Consider the following 24061-nt stretch of genomic DNA (forward strand, 5'->3'; position numbering starts at 1 on the left):
CTGGTTCTGAATACCCAGAGCCAGCCCATTGCGCATTAAATGTCGTCTGAGGAGTCGAGTTCTGCCTCGAGCTTGGCACGGCGTCTTTTCGCCGTGAAAAACGTTGCGCACAGGACAGCAAACGTGGCCGCGAAAATCGTCGCACCGCAGAACACGCCCGTGGCCAGGTTCGCCAACCAAAAGACGCTTTCGAGCGGTACGATCTGCGCCTCAGCGACACAGCGCATTGCGGCAATAACAAGCGCGAACGCGGCGCCGCTAAGACCGCTGACAAGCAGGAAATATCCAACAGGAAGATGCTCGGTTTGCCCAAAACGATTGGTATCGACATAGCCCTTCCGCGTTTGCAGCCCTGCGCAAATCAACATCACGAGAACGAGCCAAAAATACATGGCTGCCTCGAATGGCGTTGCAAAGCCATGCGACATTTCACTGGCGTCGCTGTGAACCCACGCAACCTGTCGAGCTATAAACTGGTAGAAAAAGATCATCAACATGCCAAACGAAAGCAGCACGAAACCAATCTTGTAGATCTTCGCGTTCTCAGCCTCCAGGCGTTCATCCTTTGGGCCGGCATATTCACGCCACTTTTGCACGATTTTCAGATCTTCATATTTCATAGTGAACTCCTAAAGAGTATTAGGGTCGGCGTCGGTTTCGTCTTCCCAAAACAAGTCGTTCAACGTAACGCGCAGCGCCTTACAGATTGCCACGCACAAATTGAGCGTGGGGTTGTAGCCGCCCGCCTCGATAAGGCCGATGGTTTGGCGCGCAACGCCCACGGCTTGGGCTAAGTCAGCTTGCGAAAGGCCAGCCGCCGCGCGTGCCGCCTTCATGCGTAGGTTCTTTTTGCCCGGCATGGAGTTCCTTTCGTAAATGTGGACAGATATCCGTTGCAACATGACAGAAATATATTGCATCCTTCACAAGATGTCAACTATATCTGTCATTATGGAAACCATGTCCGCCATCGCCATGTGGACATAACAATTTCGATTCGCTATTCAAACTTACTCGGACAAAACCGACTCGGTTTTGTCCGAGTAAACGCGAGCGTAAACTATCACTGTCCGCTATTCGACATCCGGCCCCTCCCCCATCAGCCATCGGGCGATGTCGACCACCTTAATCCCCTCATAATCAACAGCCTCGTGCTTTGTTCGCGCAATGACCATTTTGGGATACGCATCACGTATCGCAAGCAGGGGTGCCACTTCGCGTTCAAAAGTCTCCTGACGCGAAATGTCATCGCTAACTTGGATATACACTCGCTCATCGCGACGAATTGCCACGAAGTCGATTTCCTTCTTATAAAGCACCCCGACATAGATTTCCCAACCGCGTCTTAGGAGCTCTATGGCGACCATATTTTCATATACGTGCCCGAAGTCGAGCTTTTTAGTGCCCAGTTTTGCGTATCTGATTGCATGATCCGATAAATAGTATTTATCACCCGAAGTGAGGTACTTTTTACCGCCTACGTCATAGCGGCGCACTCGATAGAACGCAAAGGCCTGGCATAAATATCCGAGGTACTGGGCGAGCGTTGCCACGGAAACGCGTGTTCCGGCAGCATCCAGCGCAGCCACAATCCCGCTAACAGAAGATATGTTACCGATATTGACCATTAGGAAATCGCATGCACGTTCTAGCTGCACCTTGTTACGAACCCCATGCTTTTCTTCCACATCACGCAAAACCAAGACATCTAGCACGTTCGCAATATATCGATAGCGAGCTCGCTCGCTAGGATACAAATATGAGCCAGGCATTCCGCCCTCTCTCAAATATCGGTCAAGCGCTTCGTCCGGGTTATGAATTTCGTGATATGTCGAAAACTCCAGCAAGGAAAACGGAAATACTTCAACCTCATATGTCCGCCCGCGAAAAAGCGTCGCCAAATCACTCGAAAGCAAGAAAGCGTTGGAGCCAGTAACGTAGATATCGTATTTTCCCGATGCATGAAGGCTATTGACCACTTTTTCGAACCCAACGCAGGTTTGCACCTCATCGATCATCACAATGTTATCGAGGCCCTCGCAATAGCCTTCCTCAACGTAGCGATGCAATGCTCGATAATCCGTTAGTTCCTCGAATTCGAGGAGATTGAAATTGATGCGGATAATATTGGCATCGGGGTCGGCCTCACGAAAGCGATCAGCAAGAGCTTCCAGTAGAACAGATTTGCCGCACCTACGAATGCCGGCAATAACCTTGATGTCCGGCGTTCCCTTAGCGCCAAGAAGCGCTTCCATATATTGAGGACGTTCGATAATCTTCATATCTTCACCGTTCTATTAAATAAAAGCTCTCTTGATTCGTTTTCGTTTAATATATGTCTTATCCTACTAAATGAAATCAAATAACTCTTGATTTCATTCAGCTATTTCTCCCAATAAAGTAACATCAATCAATATACCACGAACGATTGTTCGATGGATTTCGTGTTGGGTGGAATCGTCTGTGGGCTGGGCTATGCTACTTTGACTATCTATATGACTTAAACGCAGCAAAGGAGCACCGAGAGAGCGAGTATGGCAAAAAACACCGCAAACTATGGTAACGACAGTATCCGCCAGCTCAAGGACGAGGAGCGCGTACGCCTGCGCCCCGCCGTCATCTTTGGCTCGGACGGACTCGACGGTTGTGCGCATGCCGCCTTCGAGATCCTGTCCAACGCCGTTGACGAGGCGCGCCAGGGCTACGGCAAGCTCATCACCCTCACCGCTTTTCGCGATGGCTCTATTCAGGTAGAGGACAACGGCCGTGGCTGCCCGCTCGACTGGAACCCCTCCGAGAAGCGCTTTAACTGGGAGCTCGTCTTTTGCGAGCTCTACGCCGGCGGCAAGTACAACAACAACCAGGGCGGCGACTACGACTTCTCGCTCGGCACCAACGGCCTGGGCTCGTGCGCGACCCAGTACGCCTCCGAGTACATGGACGTCACCGTCTGGCGCGACGGCAACAAGTACTCCCTGCACTTTAAGAAGGGCAAGGTTGTCGGCGCCAAGAAGAAGGCACTCGAGATTGAGCCCAGCGACGAGAACCGCACCGGCACCACTATCAAGTGGCGCCCCGATCTTGAGGTCTTTACCTCGATCAGCATTCCCCACGACTGGTATCGCGAGACCATGCGCCGCCAGGCCGTGGTCAACGCCAACGTGACCTTCCGCCTGCGTATTGAGGGTGACGATGGCGAGTTTTCCGAAGAGGATTTTTGCTATCCCAAGGGCATCGAGGACTACGTGCTTGAGAAGGTCGGTACCGACTACCTTACCGAGCCCTTCTTTATTGAGGCCGATCGTCGCGGTCGCGATCGCGAGGACCTGCCCGATTACAACGTAAAAATCACTGCTTGCATGTGCTTCTCGCGCACTTTCATGATGCAGGAGTACTACCACAACTCATCATGGCTCGAGAACGGCGGCTCGCCCGAGAAGGCCGCGCGCAGTGCTCTGACCAGCGCCATCGATGCCTACATTAAGGGCCAAGGCAAGTACAACAAAAACGAGAGCGGCATTAAGTGGCAAGACGTTCAGGACTGTCTGGTACTGGTGACCAACTGCTTCTCCACTCAGACGTCCTACGAAAACCAGACCAAGAAGGCCATCAATAACCGCTTTATCCAGCAGGCCATGACGGCATTCTTTAAGGAGCGCCTCTCGACCTACTTGATCGAGAACAAAGACGCCGCCAACAAGATCATGGAGCAGGTACTCATCAACAAGCGCTCGCGCGAGAACGCCGAGAAGACGCGTCAGAGCATTAAGACCAATCTGCAGCAGAAGACCGACATGGCCAACCGCGTGCAGAAGTTCATCGACTGCCGTTCCAAGGACAAGAACCGTCGCGAGATCTACATCGTAGAGGGCGACTCGGCAGCAGGCGCCATCCGCACGTCGCGCGATGCCGAGTTCCAGGGCGTTATGCCCGTCCGAGGCAAGATCCTCAACTGCCTGAAGGAGGATTATCCGCGCATCTTTAAGTCCGACATCATCATGGACCTCATGCGCGTGCTGGGCTGCGGCGTGGAGATCAAGGACAAGCGCATCAAGAACCTTGGTGCCTTCGACTTGGACAACCTCAACTGGAACAAGGTCATCATCTGTACGGATGCCGACGTCGACGGTTATCACATCCGCACACTCGTGCTCACCATGCTCTACCGCCTGGTGCCCACGCTTATCGACGAGGGGTACGTGTATATCGCCGAGTCGCCGCTCTACGAGATCAACTGCAAAGAGAAAACCTACTTTGCCTACACCGAACTCGAGAAAAACGGCATCCTCAAAGAGATTGGCGACCAGAAGTGTTCCATCAACCGCTCCAAGGGTCTTGGTGAAAACGATCCGGACATGATGTGGCTCACCACCATGAACCCCGAAACGCGCCGCCTGATCAAGGTGGAGTCCGAGGACGTCACCAAGATGGAAACCATGTTCAACCTGTTGCTGGGCAACGACGAGGCGGGCCGTAAGCGCCATATCTCCGAGCACGGCAAGGAATACCTGGACCAGCTAGATCTGCAGTAGCAGCAAATCAATAACGACGGCCCACAAATAGTTCAAGAGGAAATCGTGGCAAAGAAGAAGACGAAGAACCAGCCAAAGAAAAAGCAGGTCAACGCCGAGAACGTCATCGGCCTGCACTCCGAGGTCACCGACCAGCCGATCACGCAGACGCTCGAGGTCAACTACATGCCCTACGCCATGAGCGTCAACGTCTCGCGTGCATTCCCCGAAATCGACGGCTTTAAGCCCTCGCACCGCAAGCTGCTCTACACCATGTACAAGATGGGTCTGCTCAAGGGCGAGCGCCAGAAGAGCGCCAACATCGTGGGCCAGACCATGAAGCTCAACCCGCACGGCGACGCCGCGATCTACGAGACGATGGTGCGCCTGGCCACCGGCAACGAAGCGCTTCTTGCCCCCTTCGTGGAGTCAAAGGGCAACTTTGGCAAGTACTATTCGGGCGACCTGAGCTACGCCGCCTCGCGTTATACCGAGGCCAAGCTCTCCCCCATCAGTGCCGAAATCTTCAAGGACATCGACAAGGACCCGGTCGACTTCGTTGACAGCTACGACGGTGCCATGAAGGAGCCGCGCCTGCTGCCCACCACGTTCCCCAATATCCTCGTCTCGGCCAACAAGGGCATCGGCGTCGCCATGGCGTCCGACATCTGCGGCTTCAACCTCAACGAGGTCTGCACTGCCACGATGCACTACCTGCAGGATCCCGACTGCGACCTGCTCGAGTACATGCCCATGCCCGACTTCTCGACCGGCGGCGAGATCATCTACCGCCGCGAGGAGATGGAGAAGATCGTCGAGACCGGCCTTGGCAGCTTCCAGATTCGCTCCCGCTGGCGCTGGATTCCCGAAGAGCGCATCATCGAGGTCTACGAGATCCCCTACACCACCAAGACCGATGTCATCATCGAGCGCATCGTCAAGCTCTCCAAAGAGGGCAAAGTCAAAGAGATCGCCGACATCCGCGACGAGACCGACCTTTCGGGCCTGCGCATCGCAATCGACCTTAAGCGCGGTGTCGACCCCGACAAGCTCATGGCGAAGCTTTATCGCTCGACCACGCTGCAGGATTCGTTCTCGTGCAACTTCAACGTGCTCGTCGACGGCTATCCCCGCGTTATGGGCGTGCGCCAGATTCTGCACGAGTGGGTCAAATGGCGTATTCAGTCCACGCGTCGCCGCATTAACTTTGACCTGGGCAAAAAGTCCGAGCGCCTGCACCTGCTGCACGGCCTCGAGGCGATCCTGCTCGACATCGACAAGGCCATCGCCATCATTCGCGGCACCAAGCTTGAGGCCGAGGTCGTGCCCAACCTTATGAAGGGTTTCGACATCGACGAGACCCAGGCCGAGTTTGTTGCCGAGCTTAAGCTCCGCAACATCAACGAGGAGTACATCCTCAACCGCACCAAGGACATCGCAAAACTCGAGGGCGAGATTACCGAGCTCGAGGAGATCCTCTCCAGCGAGGAGAACATCAAGAAGGTCATCAGCGACGAGCTGGCCGCGGTCAACAAGAAGTACGTGATGCCGCGCCGCACGGGCAGGATCGAGCCCCATGAGGTTATCGAAGTAAGCTTGGAGCCCGAGGTCGAGGAGTACCCGGTCACTATCATGCTCTCGCGCGATGGCTACCTTAAGAAGATGACGGACCGCGTGCTCAAGAAGGCGACCACACTCAAGTACAAGGACGGCGACAAACCCTTTATCGAGTTCCCGTCCTCCAATACGCACGAGCTACTGGTCTTTACCAACAAGAGCCAGGTGTACAAGTGCAAGGTTGCGGCGTTTGAGGACACCAAGTCGGCCCAGCTGGGCTCGTACCTGCCGACCGATCTTGAGATGGAACCCGACGAGAGTGTCATCTGGGTCATCGACCCCGAGGACTACAAGGCCGACGCGCTGTTCGTCTTTGAAAACGGCCGCGTGGTGCGCGTCGCACTTGCCGGATACGTCACCAAGACTAACCGAAAGCGCCTCAAAAACGCCATCTACGGCGGCAGCAAGCTGCTGTATGCGCAGGTACTCAAGGAAGACCGCGACATCGCGCTGGTCTCGAGCGACTATCGTTTGATGAACTTCAACACGTCGCTGCTTAAGACCAAGACGACCACCAACACGCAGGGCGTCCAGGCTTTCACGGCCAAGAAGGGCCGCTCGGTCACCACCGTCGGCACGACCGAAGAGATTCTTGGTGCCGGTGTCTCGGCCGAAAAGTTCACTGCGCAGAGCCTCCCCTCTGCCGGTGCCCTCATGAAGGAAAACGACATGCCGAGCCTGTTTGACTAAAACAACGGCAGAACCGCCATAAGCTCTTAAAACGGTGGGGCCCGGAACGCAGCAACATCGCGCTCCGGGCCCCGCTCGTTGCAACGTATATCATATGCCCCACACAGGAATCGCTTGGACATCCTTGGTAATAAGGTATGGATCCGGGGTTTGGCAGACAACGTGTCCAAACCCAATTTCATAGCCGGTCAGGCCCTCGAGACAGGAAAAATTCTTCACCGCATCTTTGCCCACCGTGGCCGACATCTTCACCTCGACGGGATGGAGAATATGGCCCTCTTGGATGAGCAAATCAATTTCGCGCTTCTTTTGGTCTCGATAGAACCATACGTCGCGAAGGCTCTTCCCCGTGTTCATAAAGCTCTTCAAAATTTCCGAGACAACGAACGTCTCAAATATATGCCCCGCCGCGGCCCCATTGCGCAATTGCTCCGGCGTTATCCACCTCGTTAGATGACAAACAAGACCTGTATCCATAAAGAATATCTTAGGGGTCTTGGTCAGACGCTTATCGACATTAGGCCAAAAGGGCTCGACAATCCGAACGATGTTCGACGCCTGCAAAACCGAGAGCCAAGCCTTCACCGTCTTACGGTCGACGTCAACGGTGTTTCCAATATCGGTGGCATTTAACAGTTGCCCCGTTCTCGCTGCGCACGCGACCATAAAGCTGTAGAACTTCGCCTCATCCTTTACGTTTACAAGATCGCGAACATCGCGTTCGAGATATGCGGCAACGTAGTCGGAATAATAGGAGTCCCAATCGATAGTTGGGTCTTGCAGTTCGGGCATCGAACCCCTATGGATGATGTTCCAAATATTTCCCGAAGACATCTTAGAGGCCAAGGAAACCTTTTTGGGGATATACGGACGAGGGCCCTGGGGACCACCAACGAGTTCGCGCAAGCTTAAAGAGGGCATCTCCAGAATTCTAATCCTCCCCGCCAAGGATTCGCTCACCCCTTTCATAAGGTGATATGTCTGGGATCCCGTGAGGACGATTCGGCCCTTCTCCTCTGATTGATCGACAACCCACTTCACCGGAGAAAAAAGCTCAGGCACTCGCTGAATCTCATCAATGATGATCGGCAGATCATGAGACTCGAAAAACAGGGCGGCGTCCTCTTTTGCAAGAAGATAATCCCGCGGGTTCTCCATCGAAACATAGTCGAATCGGTCGCCTAGATGTTGCTTGAGAACCGTCGTCTTCCCAACTTGGCGCGCTCCGGTCACCAGGACAACTTTTCCCTGTCCCCGCATCGAATCTATCGTCTGTTCAATTTCGCGCTCGATGTACATACAATCGCCTCCCGTTATGGAGTCTATTATCTCGTACAAACGTTAATTGGTCAAAATCGGGAGCGCTACTCCCGATTTTCACTCACAGTCTTCTGCCCGATTCTGGCCCCAGCAGGGTCTCAGAAATTGCCAAGCGTATGGGCGTCGCCAGCAACTATGCAAGTCAATACAAACGCCGCCTCCTCGAGGACGGCGTTATCGGGGAACGTGGACGTGGCCTCGTCGGCTTCGACATCCCCGCGTTCAAGGAGTTCCTGAGCGAGAAGGCCTCCTAGCGCGCCAAGATTGTCCGCAAGGACTTCAACGCATGGCAATCAGCATTCCTCTTGGTAAGGACAGCAAGCATTTCCACTAGTGTTGATTGCCATGCGCTCTTCGAGCCCTTAGGCGAGCTTGCGAGCGAGCTCTCGCACCTTTTCCAGCTTGGGCGAGGAGGCCATGCTGTCGCGCTCGGTCATGCCGCTAATGGTGACAATGCCCTGGTCCTCCCACTTGCAGTACGCGCAGGCTGACTTGTACATAGCGATAGCCGCATCATAGACGCCCTCGCTGTGGCTATCGAGCAAAAGGGCCGTCTTGGTGAACGGGAAGCCCGTAGCACCGAAGGCGTACAGGCGGTCGATGACAGCCTTCTCCTGTGCAGTGATATCAAACCAGTAGATAGGCGAAGCGAAGACAACCATGTCGGTGTCTTTCAGCGACTCGATCACGTTGGCCATGTCATCCTTCTGCACGCAGACGCCCTCATGGGCGAAGCAGTATTGGCATCCCAAGCAGCCGGCGATCTTCTTGCTGGCAACGCGGACGACCTCGACCGCATTGTCGCCCTCACGCGCGGTCTCGGCAAACGCCTCAACCATGGTGTCGGTATTGGCGCCCTTGCGCGGGCTGCCGCTCAATACAACGATTTTCATAGGATTCCCTCTCCTTCATGCCGCAGGCGCGCAGCATGTTTTCTTGTAACCAAAACGAATGGAGCTATTCAGTCGTCTGTAGACCGCATCTCTCGTTCGTGCCCTCCAAAGAAGGTGCAAGCAGAAGCATCACGGGCATTGATCAGCGCCGATATGGATCACGACATGAAACCGTAAGGGTTGGCCAGAGGTTGCTAGATTCAATAACTCTCAGCAATGGAGCGAATGACGACTTCGGCGATATAATCCGTGTCATCTTGATTGTTCCTGCGCGGAAGGTACAGCTCATGTCCAAGCTCAACATCGACCAGCGATCGATTCGCGATCTTCTCACCGATAAGCGATCAGACTTCCTCATCCCCGACTACCAGAGGCCCTACGCCTGGGGCGAGGATGAATGCGCAACGCTGTGGGATGACCTGTTCTCGTTCGCTTTTCCAGGCGATGACTACGAGCGTTTCGACAGCGAAAACGACGAATACTTTCTAGGGCCCATCGTCACCTTTAAGAACCTCTCTGGCCAACTTGAGATCATTGACGGCCAGCAGCGCCTCACCACCATCATGCTGCTGCTCCGCGCGTTCTACGACAAGTTCACCAACATGAAGGATAAGCAGTCTGTGAAGATGCGCGAGGCAATCGCCCGTTGTGTATGGAAAACCGACGAGTTCGACATGGAGCGCCTCAAGATCGACTCCGAGGTTGCATCGGACAACGACAAGAATGAATTCCTCGAGATTTTACGAGAGGGCAACGTAGGCGATGGCTGGAAGAGCGCTTATGCCCGCAACTTCGCTTTCTTCCAGAGGAAAATTGAACAACTGGTGAGCGAGTGGCCCACCTACACCGTCTACATGGCCACACGCGTCATCAACAATGTGATACTGTTACCCATTGAAGCGGAGTCGCAGGACACCGCGCTACGCATCTTCTCGACTCTAAACGACCGAGGGCTGCCTCTCTCGGATGCCGACATCTTCAAAAGCCAGTTCTACAAGCATTATTCCGACACGGGGCGCAAGGACGAGTTCATCCGTCGCTGGAAGGCGCTCGAGGAGGGAGCGAACGCTATCTTCCGGCCCATGCGCGGTACACCAACCGATGAGCTATTTACGCGCTATATGTACTACCGCCGCGCGAAGAAAGGCATCCGCGACACGACCACCGCATCGTTGCGCGACTTCTTCGGTGCCGATGGCTACGCCATGCTCAAGGAGGACGCCACGCTCGACGATCTCGAGGCGCTGCTCGGCTTCTGGAAACGCGTCGACGCGCAGGAAGGGTTCAGCGAGCGCGTGCTCCGCAGGCTCTTCGTGCTGAACTACGCCCCCAACGGCATGTGGACCTATCTGCTAAGCGTCTGGTTCCTTGCCAACCGCGACAGCAAAAGTGTCCTCGATGACGAGGCACTCTACGGCTTTCTAAACAAGATCACGGCATTCGTTCTCGCCTACGCCATTGAGCGTCCCGGCGTAAATGCGCTGCGTTCGCCAGTGTATCCCGAGATGATCAACATCGTGGAGCACCGCCCGGTGGAGTTTCCCAACCACCACTTCAATCGCGCAAATATTGCTGAGCGATTCCGAACCTACGTGTTCACCAACGGCAGGCCTGTAACGAAGTCCATGCTCACTTGGTGGGCGTACGCAGACCCAGATCAACCACTCATGGACCTAGACACTACGCTCGAAATTGAGCACATCTATGCCAAGAAGCGCAACGAGGTAGACCCGCTCGTCGACCAATCCAACCTGGAGGCGCTGGGTAACAAGGCGCTGCTCGAGAAGCGTGTAAACATCCGCGCGGCCGACTACAGATTCTGCGATAAACGCAAGTACTATGAGGGATACACCGACGGCAATGGCAAGCGCAAAGCCGGAACAAAGATCGCGGAACTCAAGCGCCTGACACAAGTCATGGGAGACTTCACCGAAATAGACATCGCGACTCGCACGGCTCAGATCATCGATGCCTTCGTGGACTACCTGGGCGACAACGGACTTTTGAGCTAAGGAGCGAACATGTTCGAAAGACTAACCAAGCACGCTGGCAAGCTGGAGGACAGAAACATGAATGTCGAGCTTGGGGGCGGGACGCTCGGACTCGAGGATTTCGTCGACGATTTCTATGAACTGGACGGGTTCGCGGACACCAGCTACTTCGAGACGCTTGAACGCCATGGCATCGACACCTCGGAAGGCATAGACAGCTGCGACATCGACCATGGGGACATTGACCTGATACGTGCATGCATCACGTGGTGCGTTCGTGGCGACCGCTTCTGCGACGGACTCCTTGCCGCGCAAGCCAGGAGCGGGTTTCTGGACCGCTGCCTCTTCCGGCTGAAGGAGCTCGACGAGGGTTGAACGGCGGCCACGAAGACGTCTGGCGCTGCGACAGCACAGCGATGCGACAATGCCATGCCGTCGCACTCCGTCATGCCACCAAATCAAAAGCGGAACCATCGCTCAATCTTGAGATGCATTGACCAAAGGCTCACGTTTCTACCGAGAAGTCGAGAGCGCGGGGCACACTGTGGCGCTTTATCCTCAGCTCATAGCTGCACTGCTTACTTAAAATGAACCCGTGGTCAAGATGAACTACGAGAATCATAGCGGGCGGATACCGCCCGTATGCCCCCTTCGGAATAGGCGGGCTCGCCGGCGTTCACGGCACGGTAGATGGTGGAGAAGCTCACGACGCAGCGCCCGCCGCGCTCGAGGCGGGACCTGCCGTCTATCTGCTCGGGCGACCGGCGGTCGTCGACGATGCGCCTGCGCACCTCGGCCGCGAGGGCCGGGTCGGAGAGCCTCTTGCGGGGCCTGCAGGCCTTGCGGCGGGCGTCGGAGCGCGACTGGGCGGCGATGGCCCCGTAGCGCCCGTTCCGGCCGTTCCTGGCGATCTCCCTGCTCACCGTGGACTTGTTCCTGCCTATCGCAGCGGCGATAGCCGAGACCCCCTCATGCCTCGCGTGCATCTCCGCTATCCTGTCGCGCTCCTCGGCGCTAAGATGCCTGTAGCGGCGCATGTCCCCTCGCTCCGACGTTGACCTAGACAGCCAACATCGTAGCCCCCGGGAGTGCGCCACGCTCGTGAGCAGGCCCCATGCCGTTGCACTCAGAATGCTAATCCGCCGCCCTAAAAAACGCCTCGAAACCCCTTCTGAGATTTCGAGGCGCAGAACGCGCGATGCTTTTTTCCTTTTAAAGACAATAGCCTACCAAATGCCAAGCAGATGCTGCATGCCCAGGCTCACCAGAGCGATGCCGATCCAGCAGCACAGACCCATAAAGATGGGTTTGCCGCCCGTCTTAACCAGCTTGACTATATTGGTGTTGAAACCAATCGCCGCCATAGCCATAACAATGAAGAACTTGGAGAGCTCCTTTATGGGCGCGGTCACGCCCGCAGGTAGCGCGAAGACCGTGGTGATCACGCTGGCAAGCACAAAGAAGAGGATAAAGAAGGGGAAGATCTTCTTGATATCGAACGTGCCCGCAGCTTCGCCGCCCTCGCCGTTCGCGGCGGCGCGCTTGGCCTTGTGAACCTGCCAAAATGCCAGCGCCAGCGTGATGGGGATGATGGCGAGCGTGCGGGTGAGCTTCACAATGGTCGCCTCGTCCAACGTATTGGCGCCAGGGTGTATGCCGTCCCACGCGGCAGCGGCGGCGGTTACGGACGAGGTGTCGTTGACGGCGGTGCCGGCAAACAGGCCAAAGCCCTCGTTTGAAAGGCCAAGCATGCCGCCAAGAGCCGGGAAAATAAGCGCGGCGATGATGTTGAACAAGAAGATGACGCTGATGGCCTGCGCGATCTCCTCATCGTCCGCATCGATAACCGGAGCGGTCGCCGCGATTGCCGAGCCGCCGCAGATTGACGACCCCACGCCCACCAGAGTGGAAATCTTGGTGGGGATCTTGAGGGCGCGATGCAGGGCGAAAGAAATCACCAGCGACGTGGTGATAGTCGCCACGATAATGGGCAGCGAACGGGCGCCCACGCGCGCGATCTGGGAAAGGTTGAGGCCAAAGCCCAACAGGATAACCGCGTACTGCAAGATCTTCTTAGAGGTGAACTTGATACCGGGCGCAAACGGCAACGCCGCGTCGTCCTTAATAAACAGCGCCAGCACCATACCGATGAGGATGGCGAAGACCGGCCCGCCGATCACGTCGAAGCGCTTGCCCAAAAACCATGCCGGCAGAGCGATAAGCAGGCATAGCGCCACGCCCCTCCAGCTATCTTGAACCTTGTCCCACGTTCTTTCCGCCATATCTTCTTCCTCTCTATACGCGCCGTCCCTGCATGCGCGGAACCGCTCCGCCGCCTACGACATAAACCCAAATCTCTCTCGGCAAACAGCCAAGATTGAATGCATAGCGATAGTACTACCTTGGCTTATAATTCTTTTCACCCTATTGGTTATCACTCTATAAGTATTTGTTATATATGGACGATGTTATAGATGATTCTTGAGCATAGGAGTCAACGTGCTGGATTACCGCACCCATACGTTCTTGACGGTCTGCAGGCTGGGCAGCTTCACGCAGGCGGCAGCGGAGCTCCATATCACCCAGCCCGCCGTATCGCAGCATATCCGGCAGCTCGAGGCGCATTACGGGTGCGCCCTCTTCCACAAGGGCGGCCGGCGCGGCGAGCTCACGCAAGCGGGGGCGATGCTGTTTCGAGCGCTCGAAACAATGGAGAACGATGAGACGAGGCTCAAGGCGCAAGCGAAAGCCCTAACGCTGGAGCAGCCCGCCAAGGCTCCCCTGCGTTTTGGCTGCACGCGCACCATCTGCGACTATTGGATTCCCCGCGTACTCGCCCGCCATATGGCAAAACATCCCGACGAGATGGTGCAGATGAGCGTTGGCAACACGCAGGAGCTTGTGGAAGGCCTGGAGGCCGGTACTATTGATTTCGCCTTGGTAGAAGGATCCTTTAACAGGGCCTTCTTCGACTCCGCCCCGGTATCGCGCGAGCGCTATGTAGCTGTTGGGAGCGCAGATGAGTTCGACGCGTCCTATAAGCCGGTATCCATGGCCAGCCTACTCGACCGCAGGCTCATCCTACGCGAAGCGGGGTCGGGCACGCGCGAGATCCTAGAGAAGCACCTCGCCGCGCGCGACCTCGATCTTGACGACTTCGCAGGCACGTTCGAGGTCGCCAGCATCCCCGCCATCAAGCTGTGCGTCCGGGCGGGGACTGGCATTACGTTTTTGTACCGCGCAGCGGTTGAGCGCGAGCTCGATCAGGGCGAGCTGCGCGACATCACCCCAAGCGACTTCTTTGTCGAGCACGACTTTCGCCTGATCTGGCAACGTGGCAGCCTCGCTGCGCGCCGCTACCAGGAAATCGCCCGCTCCTGGAGGCGATAAAGCCCGCAGTGCCCGCGCACGTACACAGGCAGAAGCCCGGCTCCGCGCCAAAAACGGCCTCCGATGGCGCCTAAAAACCAAAATCGACCTCCAGTGGCAAAAACCAACGCCAAAACAGGCCTCCGATGGCACTTTTACCATTGCCATCGGAGGTCGATTTTGGCAAGCTGCAGGTAGAGACGTCGCTCATTTTTATGGCAAGCGCTCGTATTTGCCACCGAAGGCCAAAAATGGGCTCTTCGACGTTTCTAGTGGGTAGCGTATGTCAGCTTCTTCTGGGCCGTGAAGTCCAGGCGGCCCAGCCGGAGGAAGATCATCGTCCTGAAATAGGCGATGCTCCTGAAGCCCCTTGCAGCGCTGCGGACCGACTGGACGACGGGGTTCAGCCCTTCCAGGAACGAGTTTGTGGAGCCCCTCTTCCACCAGTTCAGGATGCCCTCCCGCTCCTTCCTGAGCGTCCTCGCCACGCCTCGCGCTCGCGCGCCGCATCCGAGCTCGCCGAGATGTTCGCCAGGGCCGACGGCGGAACCGAGGCGCTGCCCGACAAGGGGCCCGACGCCGCAGCTCGCTCCGCGCTCGAGTTCCTTCGCAGGTTGACAGAATCGCTCGGGTTGGTAGAATAGCCTGCAGATAGCAAAACCTTCACGGTTTTAGGGGCGGACTTGCGCAAGCGACTCTGCCCTATTTTTATATTCACTCGCTATAGGAGACGGGTGATACCTGGGTCAATGACAGAACTGAGAAGCCCGGAATAATGGAGCCGGTTAGAAACCCTCGGGTTTGCGGGGCGGGATCGTGAGAGCGATTCTGCCCTATTTTTTTCCTCCGTCTGCCCCAAACCAAGTAGTTCGAAGATAGCCTGTAGGTGTCCTCGTGGGCGCCTTTTATTTTCAGGGAATCGGCCGCTTCATGAACGAGTGACCGGCTTGACCTAGATCGAACCGCCTTCATCTCTGTCTAGGCGCCGGCGATCAACATCGTAAATCCGCGCGTGCTACAATGCGGACATCAGAGATGAAAACACAGTCCCCGTCGGGTAGTCGTGGGCGTGCGGATATCCGCATCAGTAACCTGCCTCCTTGGTTGTCCCTTCTCTGCATGGTCATCTACATAAAGGAGGAACCAACCATGCAGATCAGCGTGTCGTCCACCCTGACCGTATATCACGACGGCCAATTCTGGGTCGGGCTGGCGGAGCATGTCGAGAACGGCAGATACGGCGTCGCCCGCATCGTCTTCGGCGCGGAGCCATCCGATGAGGAGATCCTGCAGTTCGTTGTCGGCAAATGGGAGAAGCTCTCGTTCTTCGGCGACAATCCGACCGAGGCGAGCAAGCCCGCGAAGAACCCCAAGCGGCGCGCCCGCGAGGCGGCGAAGGCCCTTAAGCGGCCGGCAGTGAGCACCAAGGCACAACAGGCGCTCGCGGCACAACGGGAAGCGATGAAGCAGGCGTCGGCTCATACAAGAAGCCAACGCCGCGCGGATGAGGCGGAGGCGCGCTTCGAGCAACGGAAGCTGAAGCGCAAACAGAAGCATCGCGGTCATTGATACCGCTATCGACCAGTATATATAGCAGCAGGCGTAGCTTCGATTGAAACTACGCCTGCCACCTGGTGCTATAACGTTATACAGAACGTATGTTCTATTCCAACTCTTTCAAGTCCATTTGCCGTGGCGACATTCCAATTGGGTCTAGTTTGGTTGTCGATTTGTCCACCTTGCCGCCGAATCCCTCCGCGTGTCCTCGCGTAGGCGTTTGGGACAAACCCTGGGACAAATTCGCAAACTATTTCGAAACCGCAAGCTCGCAGTTTCATTTTTGTCCCGGGGACAAAAACGACAAGGCTTTGAGGCCCGGAACCGCTCGAAAGGGGTGCCAAAACGGCTGTTTTCCCTTTTTGACGCCTGTTTAGCAAAGTGAATCGTAGCCAGCGGCTTTGCCGCCTTGCATTTCCGCAGGTCAGATGAGATGCACAAGAGCGATGACCGAAAGAATCGTCGCAGGTGGCTTATCCACCCAAGAGTTCAACGATTCCACTTTCAAATGCATGAGGAAATGCGAATGACCTCAATGCGCTCCCGAACTCGACGCTAACGTAAACGCCGACTCCGTCGAGCGAAGACTGGCCGATATGAGTCACAACACCGTCCCCAAGGCTGATATGCCTAAGATGGCTTCCAACTGGGGGCGGGGTTTGGCAATAGGAACCACACGAAGAAATGCAGTCCCCTTGGAGTCCTGCTCGGTGATTCCGCCAGCGTTCTTCTCAAGGCAATCCAGAAGAGCAATCGGATCGCCCATCACGTCAGGTGGCGGAGTTGGCATGGAGGGCAGGTTCTTGTTGGTTTCCGCCTATTGTACGCCCGTCGTCGTGCACGACCAATCGGACAGCATCCCGGATTTGATAGCTGCATGCGAGGGGTTTCGAGCTAAGTGCTCTTGAGCATAGCGTTTCACGTGCCGGTGTTCATGAGCGGCAAGGATTGCTGTTTCGGGCTCGATCCGAGGATGCGTGACTACGGTCTCTCTTGCTGTTCAGCTCGCCCAGCCTGTATCTTGGTTCCTCGACTGCGCAGCTTGGTTAAACGCCGAAGGTTCAGCTATCTTCGTCAGCTAGCATGAGAGCAATCCGAAGGGAGGACGCATGAAGATCACAATCGAAGAGTGAGAAGCGGCTCAAGATATAGAAGTCACGATCGTCTGCGTAAGGGTCGATCGCCGCGTGCTTGATATAGCGGCTCGGCTGCGCATGCTTGACAGGAAGGTGACGGGCACGGCCGACGGCTGCACGCGCGTGCTGAGCGCAGAAGACGTCCTGTTCATCGAGTCGGTCGACAAGCACACGTTCATTTATACGGCCGACACGGTTCTCGAAACGGGCCTGCGCCTTTACGAGATGGAGGAGCGCCTGGCGGACTGCGACTTCCTGCGCATCGCGAAAGGTTGCATCGTCAACTTCCGCGCGATCACCGCCCTCAAGCCCGACGTCAACGGCAGGATCATCGCCACCTTGGAAAACGGTGAGCAAGTCGTTATCTCGCGCCAGTATGCGCCCGACGTCAAATCGAAGCTCGGTCTGAAGCAGTCGAAACGAAGGAAGGGAGACCGAAATGATTAACAGGGACATTATCGACACCGATAAAAAGACGCCCGCGGAAAACCTCGGACAACTCGTGAAAAGCACCTGTATCGGCTTCACTGTTGCCATGATAGCCTTCTTGGCATTAGGGACTTGTTTCGCTGATGACACCGCCAAGCAGGGCATTAACTATTGCTGGTCGATTCTCGCCGCGTGCGTCACCGTCCCCGCGCTGCAGTTCGTGTTCTTCACGCCCGCGGTGATCAGACAGATGGCGTATCCCGCGCGCCTGGCGCTGTTCGACGTTTGCCTCTACGCAGCCCTCTGTGCATTGGCGTTTGTCTTTGCTTGGGTTCCCGTGAACAACCCCGGGGCGTGGGTTACCTTCACGGTTGTCTATCTCGCCATCCTGGCGGTCCTCACTCTTGCTTTCAACGCCAAGCTGAGCCGCGAGACCCGCGAATTGAACGACAGGCTCGCGGAATACCGCAAGAGCAGGGAGACGGAATAAGGGTATAGCTGAGCATTATCGATGCTGGGCAAATCCTTACTCCCGATCCTCGGATTACCGCCCAGCGCGAGGACCTGATGCCAAGGCCGGCGCAGGGCGATGCTCGGCCCCGTTCGCTACCCCAAGCGCTTCCTGCGCGGTCATGCCCTTGTAGCCCCCGTTCGCGCGCATAAGCGGGTTCATGTGCAGGGGAATGTCGATCCAGGTGCCGCTTGCTCGGTCAGCTTGATCGGATTGGAGGAAGACGACCTCGTGTTCAGCATAGACGATGGCGAAACTTCCTACGTATTGCGGTCTACCCAAGCCATCATTCGGTCCTCCTCGGTTTCGAAACTCGAATTTTTTTAAAGTTTCGAAACCGGGGAAGCAGTATGCACAGGGATACATCGAGGAGCAATTCCCAGTCGCGCCATGTCAGCAGCGATGCCGGGCGCATTCACGCGTGCTACAATGCGGGCACCAGAGATGAAAACACAGTCCCCGTCGGGTAGTCGTGGGCGTGCGGGAGTCCGCATCAGTAACCTGCCTCCTTGGTTGTCCCTTCTCTGCATGGTCATCTACATAAAGGAGGAACCAACCATGCAGATCAGCGTGTCATCCACCCTGACCGTATATCATGACGGCCAATTCTGGGTCGGGCTGGCGGAGCATGTCGAGGACGGCAGATACGGCGCCGCCCGCATCGTCTTCGGCGCGGAACCGTCCGATGAGGAAATCCTGCGATTCGTTACAAGCAAATGGGCGGAGCTCGCGTTCTTCGGTGACGAGGCCACGGAAACAAGCAAGCCCGCGAAGAATCCCAAGCGACGCGCTCGCGAGGCAGCGAAAGCCCTTAAGCGGCCCGCGGTGAGCACCAAGGCACAACAGGCGCTCGCAGCACAGCGGGAAGCGACGAAGCGGGAGTCGGCTCAAGCAAGAAGCCAGCGTCGCGCGGATGAGGCGGAGGCGCGCTTCGAGCAGCGAAAGCTGAAGCGCAAGCAGAAGCATCGTGGGCATTGATCGCCATGTGCAGCAAGGCAAACCATATACAGCAGTGGGGCCAGTTCCACTTGAAGCCGACGCCGCGTAGACGCTAATGGTGACGGCTATGCACGGGCACGGGCGAGCCACTGCACTTCACAGCTTGTTTCTCAAGTATTTGGGACGCACACGCGGCGTTCAAAAATGCGGAGCGACTCCACATGGCTCGAGACTGAGCCGAGGTGCCCTACTTCTCGCCCTCCAGCAGCCCCACGATACGGTCGATGTCGACGGCGAAGCGGGGCCTTCCCTCGCGTTCATAGCGGTCGAGGTACGCCTGGCACTCGGAGACAATGCGCTTGGTGTTGCCGTCGATGATGCGCTGGAGCGTCTCGTAGTAGGCCGAGCCCTCGGTCCTGAAGCGGCGCTGGTAGGACTTGGTTATGGGGAACATCTTGATGTAGTGGATGCCGTGGCGACAGCCGGGGCGCGTCGTGGGGCGGGGTGGCAACGCAAAGTACTGGTCTTTGGGCACGTTGGGGGCGATGTTGGAATGCAGCGGCACGGCGAAGTCCCTGCGCTTCCCGCGGAAACGCAGCCTCACCACCACGATGCAGGGGCGATTGTGCTTAAGCATGAGCTCGCGGTCGCCTTCGATGAGATCGAAGAAGTCCTGGGGGATGGATACGATCTTCATCGGTTGCGCCCCCTCATACGAAGCGGGGCCCGCATCGCTGCAGGCCCCTACAGGTGGGCGATATTCTACGCCTTGCGGCACCCCGTCGCCCACGGAGGTTAAACGTACACGTAAGCCGTACTCTGAAAGCCGCGGCTTCCGGCAAGTAGTTTATACCACGAAAGGTCGCTTTCAACGCGCATAGCTCGCAAAATAACACTCGCTGGGCCGTCACCCCTGGCCGTTACCCTCCAATCTTCATTGGAGTCAGCAGGTCAATTCGTATAGTTATGGGGGTGCATCCTAAAGGAAATCCAATTTATACCCCATAACTAAGGAATTTTCTACTCCCACTCTTTCACGCTCGTTTGCCGCCATACCATTTCAGTCAACTCCAGTTGAGTGGTTGGACTTGGCAATTTTGCCACCGAATCCCGCCGCGTGTCTTCACGTGGGCGTTTGGGACAAAACATGGGACAAATATGCGAACTATTTCGAAACCGTGGGCACGCAGTTTCATTTTTGTCCCGGGGACAAAAACGGGTTTGTTTTAAGGCTCGGAACCACATGAAATGAATACCAAAACGACTGATTTCCCCCTTTGGCGCCTGTTTCGCGAAGTGAATCGTAGGCAGTGGCTTTATCGTCTTGCGTTTCCGCAGGTCATATGCGATTCGTAAGAGCAATGAGTGAAAGAATCGTCGCAGGCGGCTTTGTTTGCGAACACGAACGAGACCTTGGTCTGTAACTTGCGAAGTCGCCGTTTTTGCTCGTTACCCGTTTGCCATCGGCTTCGCCGTCTTTAAGAAGCTCAGATTTCTTCGATATTCATTGCAGCGATAAAATAAACGATAATTTATATTTTTTTCTGTAAATAAATCATATCTGTTAGTTGAACCCCACCTTCAAAAATAGGGTGGTCATAGTTATCAATAAAATAATTTTCAATGCTGTATGAGCGGGCAAAACCAGATTTTTCATAAAAAGGAACGGTCAACGGGCTATCCCCTGTGCCAACTTGTATTATTGAATATTTCCCTTTATATTTCGCAGCAACAAAGTCAATTAGCGCCTTGCCGTAACCTTTGCCCTGATATTTTGGCGCAGTTGCAATATTTTTAATTTCAAGAATGCCTTTGCCCTCGTCGGTTACTACACACTCGCATTTAACCCCATTATCGACTAATACATACATCATTCCTCTATCAATATATCGGTCTATCATGCTCTCTTGTTCATCGGCTAACAGTAATAAGGGGAGAAATTGTTTTTTGTTCTCTTTAATTTCTATAATTTCCATATCGGTATGTACTCCAATATTATCGTTTGAATACATCAAGCAAAATATTCGTATCAGAATCATAGACAATGTCAGCACGGTCCTCGCTAATCTTGCCGAAATAGGTACAGCCTATCCTGGTTAGATGAAGAATAGCAGGAATCTGGACTCTGGTGAGTTCTGTAAAAACCGCCTATTAGACATGAAGCCACCTCCGACATAATAAGCTCGGTTTTTATAGACTGTTATCCTTCATTTTTGTTGTGTTACGACTTCTTATGCCAGAGTTGTTAGCGTCGGATTATTTTAGCCAAATATAGTCGGCCGAGATTGACCAATCCCGGCCGACCCATTTTAGCCAACACGCCCGCATCTATGACTTTCCTATCGCATTCCTACATCCCCTCGGGCTGGATCCCCCTCACCTTCACCGCCTGGGGGACGGCCTCCACCGAGTAGGTGTCAAGCTCCCTGCCGCGGTAGCTCGGGCCCCGCATCACGAACACCGACGCTTTGTCGAACAGCCTGTCGAGGGCGCAGAGGAGCGTGTCGTCGCCCGTGAAGAACTCATCCCACCCGCTCGGGGCGATGTTGCTCGTGAGGACCATCGCGTTCGGCCCCTCCTTCTCGTAGCGCCTGTCGACGACATCGAAGAACAGGTCGGTGCACGGCCTGTCGTTGACGCATCTTCCCACCTCGTCAACGATGAGGCACGACGGCTTGACGAGCGAGGAGACGACCCGCGAGGTGTTTCCCCGCTGGACGGCCTTCTGGAACCTGTCCCTGAGCTCGGTCGCCTTTATGTAGTAGGTCTTGAGCCCCCGCATGCAGCACTCGCGCCCGTAGGCCTGCGCGAGGTGCGTCTTCCCTATGCCGCCGGGCCCGACGAAGGCGACGTTGCGGTGCGCGTAGAGGTCGGCCAGCGACGGGAGCTTGCCCAGCGCGGCCGCGTCCCGGCCCTGGATCCTGGAGAAGTCGAAGCCCTCGAAGGTCTTGGGCTCGCGCCTGGGCAGCCTGCTCAGCCTCAGCAGCGTCTCGATGGAGGCGAGCCTCCTCTTCTCCGCAAGGTAGGAGAAGGTGGCGGCCACGGCGGCCATCTCCCCGTCGCCGAGGTCGAGGTCCGAGGCGAGGGTCGCGAGCTCCTCCGCCCCGACGGCGATCCCGAGCCTCGACGCGGCGTCGCTCGCGAGCTCGTAGGGGCTCGCCCCCGCGCCCGCCATCATTCGGCCCTCCCGAAGTCGAACCTCTCGAAACCGGGTTTCGTCCTGGGCGGGGCGATTTGCTCGACCACGGTCCCCACCGGCTGGGTCGGCAGCTCCTCGGGCTGCGCCGGCGATGTCTCCCACTGCCCCTCGCACCAGCTGTCGGCGCCGGTGCCGACAGCGTGGGCGACGAGCTCGCGGGAGAGGTCGTCGCTGTATATGTGCACCACGCGCCCCTCCCGGTTCACCCTGCACTCGCGGCGGACGTACCAGTAGGGCACGCCGTAGCGGTGCCCCTCGAAGCTCACGAAGCCGTCGAAGGAGATCTTCCGGCGCGGGCACAGGTACCGCTCGACCTCGGCCGTGACCTCGAGCGGCCTGGTGTTCGCCGAGCACGCCGCCTCGTGCTCGCGCATCGGGACGCATGCCGCCGCGCGCCGCCAGCGGCCTCCCTGCTCGGCGCACCAGAGGGCGGCCTCCCGGTTGAGGGCGTCAAGGTCGGTAAAGGACCTTCCCGCGAGGAAGTTCCCCTTCACGAAGCGGACGAGCCTCTCCACCTTGCCCTTCGTATAGGGGTGGCGCGGCCTGCACAACCTGGTGCGGAAGCCGACGACGCCCATGAACTCGGCGTAGTCGGCCTGCCAGACGGGCCGGCCGTCGGCATCGCGGCGGACGACCACGCTCTTCATGTTGTCGGTGAGCACGGTCGCGGGCACGCCCAGCGCCGAGAACGCGTGCAGCATCCCGATGAGGAGGTTCTCCTGGCGCGCGTTCGGGAAGAACTCGACGTGGGCGCCCCCGCAATGGTGGCAGACCATGGCGAAGCAGGCGATCCGCGCCCGCTCCCCGCCAGGGCGCTCGACCGCGACGAAGCCCCAGTCCATCTGGTAGGCCTCTCCGGGCGCCGTCCTGAAGCGCTGGCCGCGGCAGCCCTGCGGGGCCGCCTGCCGCCTCTTCGCGGGCACGAGGTCCCGGTGCGCGGCGATGTAGGTCTTCACCGTTGTGAGGCCGCCGGCGTAGCCCTGGCCGAGCAGCCGCTCGAATATCACCTGCGAGTTGGTGACGCCCTTCCGCAGGAGGTCGTCCACCAGGCCGGTGTGGCCGGCGAGCACGCCCGGCGCGGCCCTCCTCCCGCTGTTCCCGTGGGGCAGGGCCCTGAACCCGTGGGCCCTGACCGTCCTCGCGCGGGAGCGGGTGAGCCCCGTCCTCCTGCAGAACTCAGCGAGGTTGCATGCCTGCGGGTCGAACCCGTCGCCCTCCTCCGCGGCCATCTCCCGGAGCGCCGCGTCTATAATCTCCTGTAGGTCATCGTGTCTCTCGTTCACCTCAATGGTCCTCCTAACGCCGGCGTGTTGGCACCACCAGCGTAGTGGCGGCGGGGAGGCACGGTGGCCATTATTCGGTGACCGGGATTGGTCAAAATCGTTTGACTATTAGCGGCTAAAATCGCCCGGCGCTAACAGAGTAGTGAAATTAAATGTCGTGTATGGCACTCAGTTGCATTATGGTTGCCTAGCAACTCGCGCTAACGGCCTTCGCACTTTTTGTAATACGGTTCTGCTATAGCGCCGTGCGTATTGGCATTCGGAACTGTCGCAGGTCACTCAATCTTAAATCGTCAACGAGGCCTTAGCTCGCCGTTGCTCGGACGATTAATAACATCCGCGAGGCTACGACAAAAAGATGCAAATCGAACAAACATCGTCCCGTTCGTCCGTTCCAGTTTGTCCAGACGCCCCTCCCACAATGTTCATGTTCCAACGGATGGGTACCATTTATCCGGGTGCACCTGGGGCAACGGGCCGGCAGGCTCGCGCAAGGTCACTCGCATAACGTGCAACATCAAACACGACAGAAGAGGCGAACGACAGATGCCGGACCCCGGACGACAGCACCGCGGAAGACAAGCACTCCGACCACAACCGAACAACTCCAGCTACT

At 56.8% G+C, this 24061-nt stretch carries 21 protein-coding genes; 9 read left to right on the forward strand and 12 right to left on the reverse strand.

What is annotated here, in order from left to right; all coding sequences use genetic code 11:
* Positions 1-35: 35 nt before the first annotated feature.
* The 3 genes from DW123_RS01785 to DW123_RS01795 form a co-directional block, all read right to left on the reverse strand.
* A complete protein-coding gene (locus tag DW123_RS01785) occupies positions 36-620 on the reverse strand; it encodes a hypothetical protein (protein ID WP_118273037.1) in 585 nt (194 codons plus the stop codon).
* Between the two features lie 9 nt (positions 621-629).
* Entirely contained in the window at positions 630-860 is a 231-nt protein-coding gene (locus tag DW123_RS01790; RefSeq protein WP_117734598.1) for a helix-turn-helix transcriptional regulator, read from the reverse strand.
* 213 nt (positions 861-1073) lie between these two features.
* The gene (locus tag DW123_RS01795; RefSeq protein ID WP_118273038.1) at positions 1074-2282 is read right to left on the reverse strand and encodes an ATP-binding protein; all 1209 of its coding nucleotides are present in this window, start codon (positions 2280-2282) and stop codon (positions 1074-1076) included.
* 252 nt (positions 2283-2534) lie between these two features.
* Between DW123_RS01795 and DW123_RS01800 the strand changes: the two genes are divergently transcribed.
* Together DW123_RS01800 and DW123_RS01805 are read left to right on the forward strand one after the other, a co-directional pair.
* Positions 2535-4532 carry a type IIA DNA topoisomerase subunit B gene (locus DW123_RS01800; protein ID WP_118099054.1) on the forward strand — a complete coding sequence of 666 codons (1998 nt, stop codon included), beginning with the start codon at positions 2535-2537 and terminating at the stop codon, positions 4530-4532.
* Between the two features lie 45 nt (positions 4533-4577).
* Positions 4578-6818 (forward strand): DNA gyrase subunit A, encoded by a 2241-nt coding sequence (locus tag DW123_RS01805; protein WP_118273039.1) that lies wholly within the window; start codon positions 4578-4580, stop codon positions 6816-6818.
* A 90-nt stretch (positions 6819-6908) separates the two neighbouring features.
* On the opposite strand, the gene DW123_RS01810 is transcribed toward DW123_RS01805, so the two are convergent.
* Complete coding sequence (locus DW123_RS01810; protein ID WP_118273040.1) at positions 6909-8117, reverse strand: ATP-binding protein; 1209 nt, start codon at positions 8115-8117, stop codon at positions 6909-6911.
* A 383-nt stretch (positions 8118-8500) separates the two neighbouring features.
* Entirely contained in the window at positions 8501-9031 is a 531-nt protein-coding gene (locus DW123_RS01820; protein WP_117734603.1) for a flavodoxin family protein, read from the reverse strand.
* A 287-nt stretch (positions 9032-9318) separates the two neighbouring features.
* Between DW123_RS01820 and DW123_RS01825 the strand changes: the two genes are divergently transcribed.
* Positions 9319-11043 carry a DUF262 domain-containing protein gene (locus tag DW123_RS01825; protein ID WP_118273041.1) on the forward strand — a complete coding sequence of 575 codons (1725 nt, stop codon included), beginning with the start codon at positions 9319-9321 and terminating at the stop codon, positions 11041-11043.
* A gap of 9 nt (positions 11044-11052) precedes the next feature.
* Positions 11053-11397 carry a DUF6508 domain-containing protein gene (locus tag DW123_RS01830; RefSeq protein ID WP_117734605.1) on the forward strand — a complete coding sequence of 115 codons (345 nt, stop codon included), beginning with the start codon at positions 11053-11055 and terminating at the stop codon, positions 11395-11397.
* 224 nt (positions 11398-11621) lie between these two features.
* On the opposite strand, the gene DW123_RS01835 is transcribed toward DW123_RS01830, so the two are convergent.
* Both DW123_RS01835 and DW123_RS01840 read right to left on the reverse strand, forming a co-directional pair.
* A complete protein-coding gene (locus tag DW123_RS01835; RefSeq protein WP_117734606.1) occupies positions 11622-12059 on the reverse strand; it encodes a helix-turn-helix domain-containing protein in 438 nt (145 codons plus the stop codon).
* 189 nt (positions 12060-12248) lie between these two features.
* Positions 12249-13304, reverse strand: a complete 1056-nt coding sequence (locus tag DW123_RS01840) for a YeiH family protein (RefSeq protein WP_117734607.1) — start codon at positions 13302-13304, stop codon at positions 12249-12251.
* Between the two features lie 217 nt (positions 13305-13521).
* On the opposite strand from DW123_RS01840, the gene DW123_RS01845 reads away from it, so the two are divergent.
* A complete protein-coding gene (locus DW123_RS01845) occupies positions 13522-14412 on the forward strand; it encodes a LysR family transcriptional regulator (RefSeq protein WP_118273042.1) in 891 nt (296 codons plus the stop codon).
* Positions 14413-14660: 248 nt separating this feature from the next.
* On the opposite strand, the gene DW123_RS09530 is transcribed toward DW123_RS01845, so the two are convergent.
* On the reverse strand, positions 14661-14879 hold the full coding sequence (locus tag DW123_RS09530) for a transposase (protein WP_158570704.1): 219 nt from the start codon (positions 14877-14879) through the stop codon (positions 14661-14663).
* Positions 14880-15540: 661 nt separating this feature from the next.
* Here DW123_RS09530 and DW123_RS01855 point away from each other — a divergent pair.
* From DW123_RS01855 to DW123_RS01875, 4 genes are all read left to right on the forward strand, one after another.
* Entirely contained in the window at positions 15541-15960 is a 420-nt protein-coding gene (locus DW123_RS01855; RefSeq protein ID WP_117734612.1) for a YjdF family protein, read from the forward strand.
* A 1202-nt stretch (positions 15961-17162) separates the two neighbouring features.
* Positions 17163-17531 (forward strand): LytTR family DNA-binding domain-containing protein, encoded by a 369-nt coding sequence (locus tag DW123_RS01860; protein ID WP_199570179.1) that lies wholly within the window; start codon positions 17163-17165, stop codon positions 17529-17531.
* Entirely contained in the window at positions 17524-18003 is a 480-nt protein-coding gene (locus DW123_RS01865; RefSeq protein ID WP_117763654.1) for a DUF3021 family protein, read from the forward strand. Before DW123_RS01860 ends, DW123_RS01865 begins: the two co-directional genes overlap by 8 nt.
* Positions 18004-18582: 579 nt before the next feature.
* Positions 18583-19002 carry a YjdF family protein gene (locus DW123_RS01875; RefSeq protein WP_117763652.1) on the forward strand — a complete coding sequence of 140 codons (420 nt, stop codon included), beginning with the start codon at positions 18583-18585 and terminating at the stop codon, positions 19000-19002.
* 208 nt (positions 19003-19210) lie between these two features.
* Here DW123_RS01875 and DW123_RS01880 read toward each other — a convergent pair whose 3' ends face one another.
* The 4 genes from DW123_RS01880 to istA form a co-directional block, all read right to left on the reverse strand.
* The gene (locus tag DW123_RS01880; RefSeq protein WP_118273044.1) at positions 19211-19660 is read right to left on the reverse strand and encodes a hypothetical protein; all 450 of its coding nucleotides are present in this window, start codon (positions 19658-19660) and stop codon (positions 19211-19213) included.
* A gap of 835 nt (positions 19661-20495) precedes the next feature.
* Positions 20496-20939: a GNAT family N-acetyltransferase gene (locus tag DW123_RS01885; RefSeq protein WP_117763650.1), complete on the reverse strand. Its 444-nt coding sequence runs from the start codon at positions 20937-20939 to the stop codon at positions 20496-20498.
* 374 nt (positions 20940-21313) lie between these two features.
* Positions 21314-22141: an ATP-binding protein gene (locus tag DW123_RS01890; protein WP_118273045.1), complete on the reverse strand. Its 828-nt coding sequence runs from the start codon at positions 22139-22141 to the stop codon at positions 21314-21316.
* Positions 22138-23445, reverse strand: coding sequence for an IS21 family transposase (istA, locus tag DW123_RS01895; protein ID WP_035138955.1), 1308 nt, complete (start codon positions 23443-23445; stop codon positions 22138-22140). Before istA ends, DW123_RS01890 begins: the two co-directional genes overlap by 4 nt.
* Positions 23446-24061: the final 616 nt, after the last annotated feature.

This window comes from Collinsella sp. AM10-26 (genome assembly GCF_003472525.1).
Classification (GTDB): Bacteria; Actinomycetota; Coriobacteriia; order Coriobacteriales; family Coriobacteriaceae; genus Collinsella.

Excerpts from the sequence above, each read along its gene's own strand:
- DW123_RS01785 (WP_118273037.1), bottom strand. The coding sequence starts at position 620 with ATGAAATATGAAGATCTGAAAATCGTGCAAAAGTGGCGTGAATATGCC.
- DW123_RS01790 (WP_117734598.1), bottom strand. The coding sequence starts at position 860 with ATGCCGGGCAAAAAGAACCTACGCATGAAGGCGGCACGCGCGGCGGCT.
- DW123_RS01795 (WP_118273038.1), bottom strand. The coding sequence starts at position 2,282 with ATGAAGATTATCGAACGTCCTCAATATATGGAAGCGCTTCTTGGCGCT.
- DW123_RS01800 (WP_118099054.1), top strand. The coding sequence starts at position 2,535 with ATGGCAAAAAACACCGCAAACTATGGTAACGACAGTATCCGCCAGCTC.
- DW123_RS01810 (WP_118273040.1), bottom strand. The coding sequence starts at position 8,117 with ATGTACATCGAGCGCGAAATTGAACAGACGATAGATTCGATGCGGGGA.
- DW123_RS01820 (WP_117734603.1), bottom strand. The coding sequence starts at position 9,031 with ATGAAAATCGTTGTATTGAGCGGCAGCCCGCGCAAGGGCGCCAATACC.
- DW123_RS01825 (WP_118273041.1), top strand. The coding sequence starts at position 9,319 with ATGTCCAAGCTCAACATCGACCAGCGATCGATTCGCGATCTTCTCACC.
- DW123_RS01830 (WP_117734605.1), top strand. The coding sequence starts at position 11,053 with ATGTTCGAAAGACTAACCAAGCACGCTGGCAAGCTGGAGGACAGAAAC.
- DW123_RS01835 (WP_117734606.1), bottom strand. The coding sequence starts at position 12,059 with ATGCGCCGCTACAGGCATCTTAGCGCCGAGGAGCGCGACAGGATAGCG.
- DW123_RS01840 (WP_117734607.1), bottom strand. The coding sequence starts at position 13,304 with ATGGCGGAAAGAACGTGGGACAAGGTTCAAGATAGCTGGAGGGGCGTG.
- DW123_RS01855 (WP_117734612.1), top strand. The coding sequence starts at position 15,541 with ATGCAGATCAGCGTGTCGTCCACCCTGACCGTATATCACGACGGCCAA.
- DW123_RS01860 (WP_199570179.1), top strand. The coding sequence starts at position 17,163 with ATGCTTGACAGGAAGGTGACGGGCACGGCCGACGGCTGCACGCGCGTG.
- DW123_RS01865 (WP_117763654.1), top strand. The coding sequence starts at position 17,524 with ATGATTAACAGGGACATTATCGACACCGATAAAAAGACGCCCGCGGAA.
- DW123_RS01875 (WP_117763652.1), top strand. The coding sequence starts at position 18,583 with ATGCAGATCAGCGTGTCATCCACCCTGACCGTATATCATGACGGCCAA.
- DW123_RS01880 (WP_118273044.1), bottom strand. The coding sequence starts at position 19,660 with ATGAAGATCGTATCCATCCCCCAGGACTTCTTCGATCTCATCGAAGGC.
- DW123_RS01885 (WP_117763650.1), bottom strand. The coding sequence starts at position 20,939 with ATGGAAATTATAGAAATTAAAGAGAACAAAAAACAATTTCTCCCCTTA.
- DW123_RS01890 (WP_118273045.1), bottom strand. The coding sequence starts at position 22,141 with ATGATGGCGGGCGCGGGGGCGAGCCCCTACGAGCTCGCGAGCGACGCC.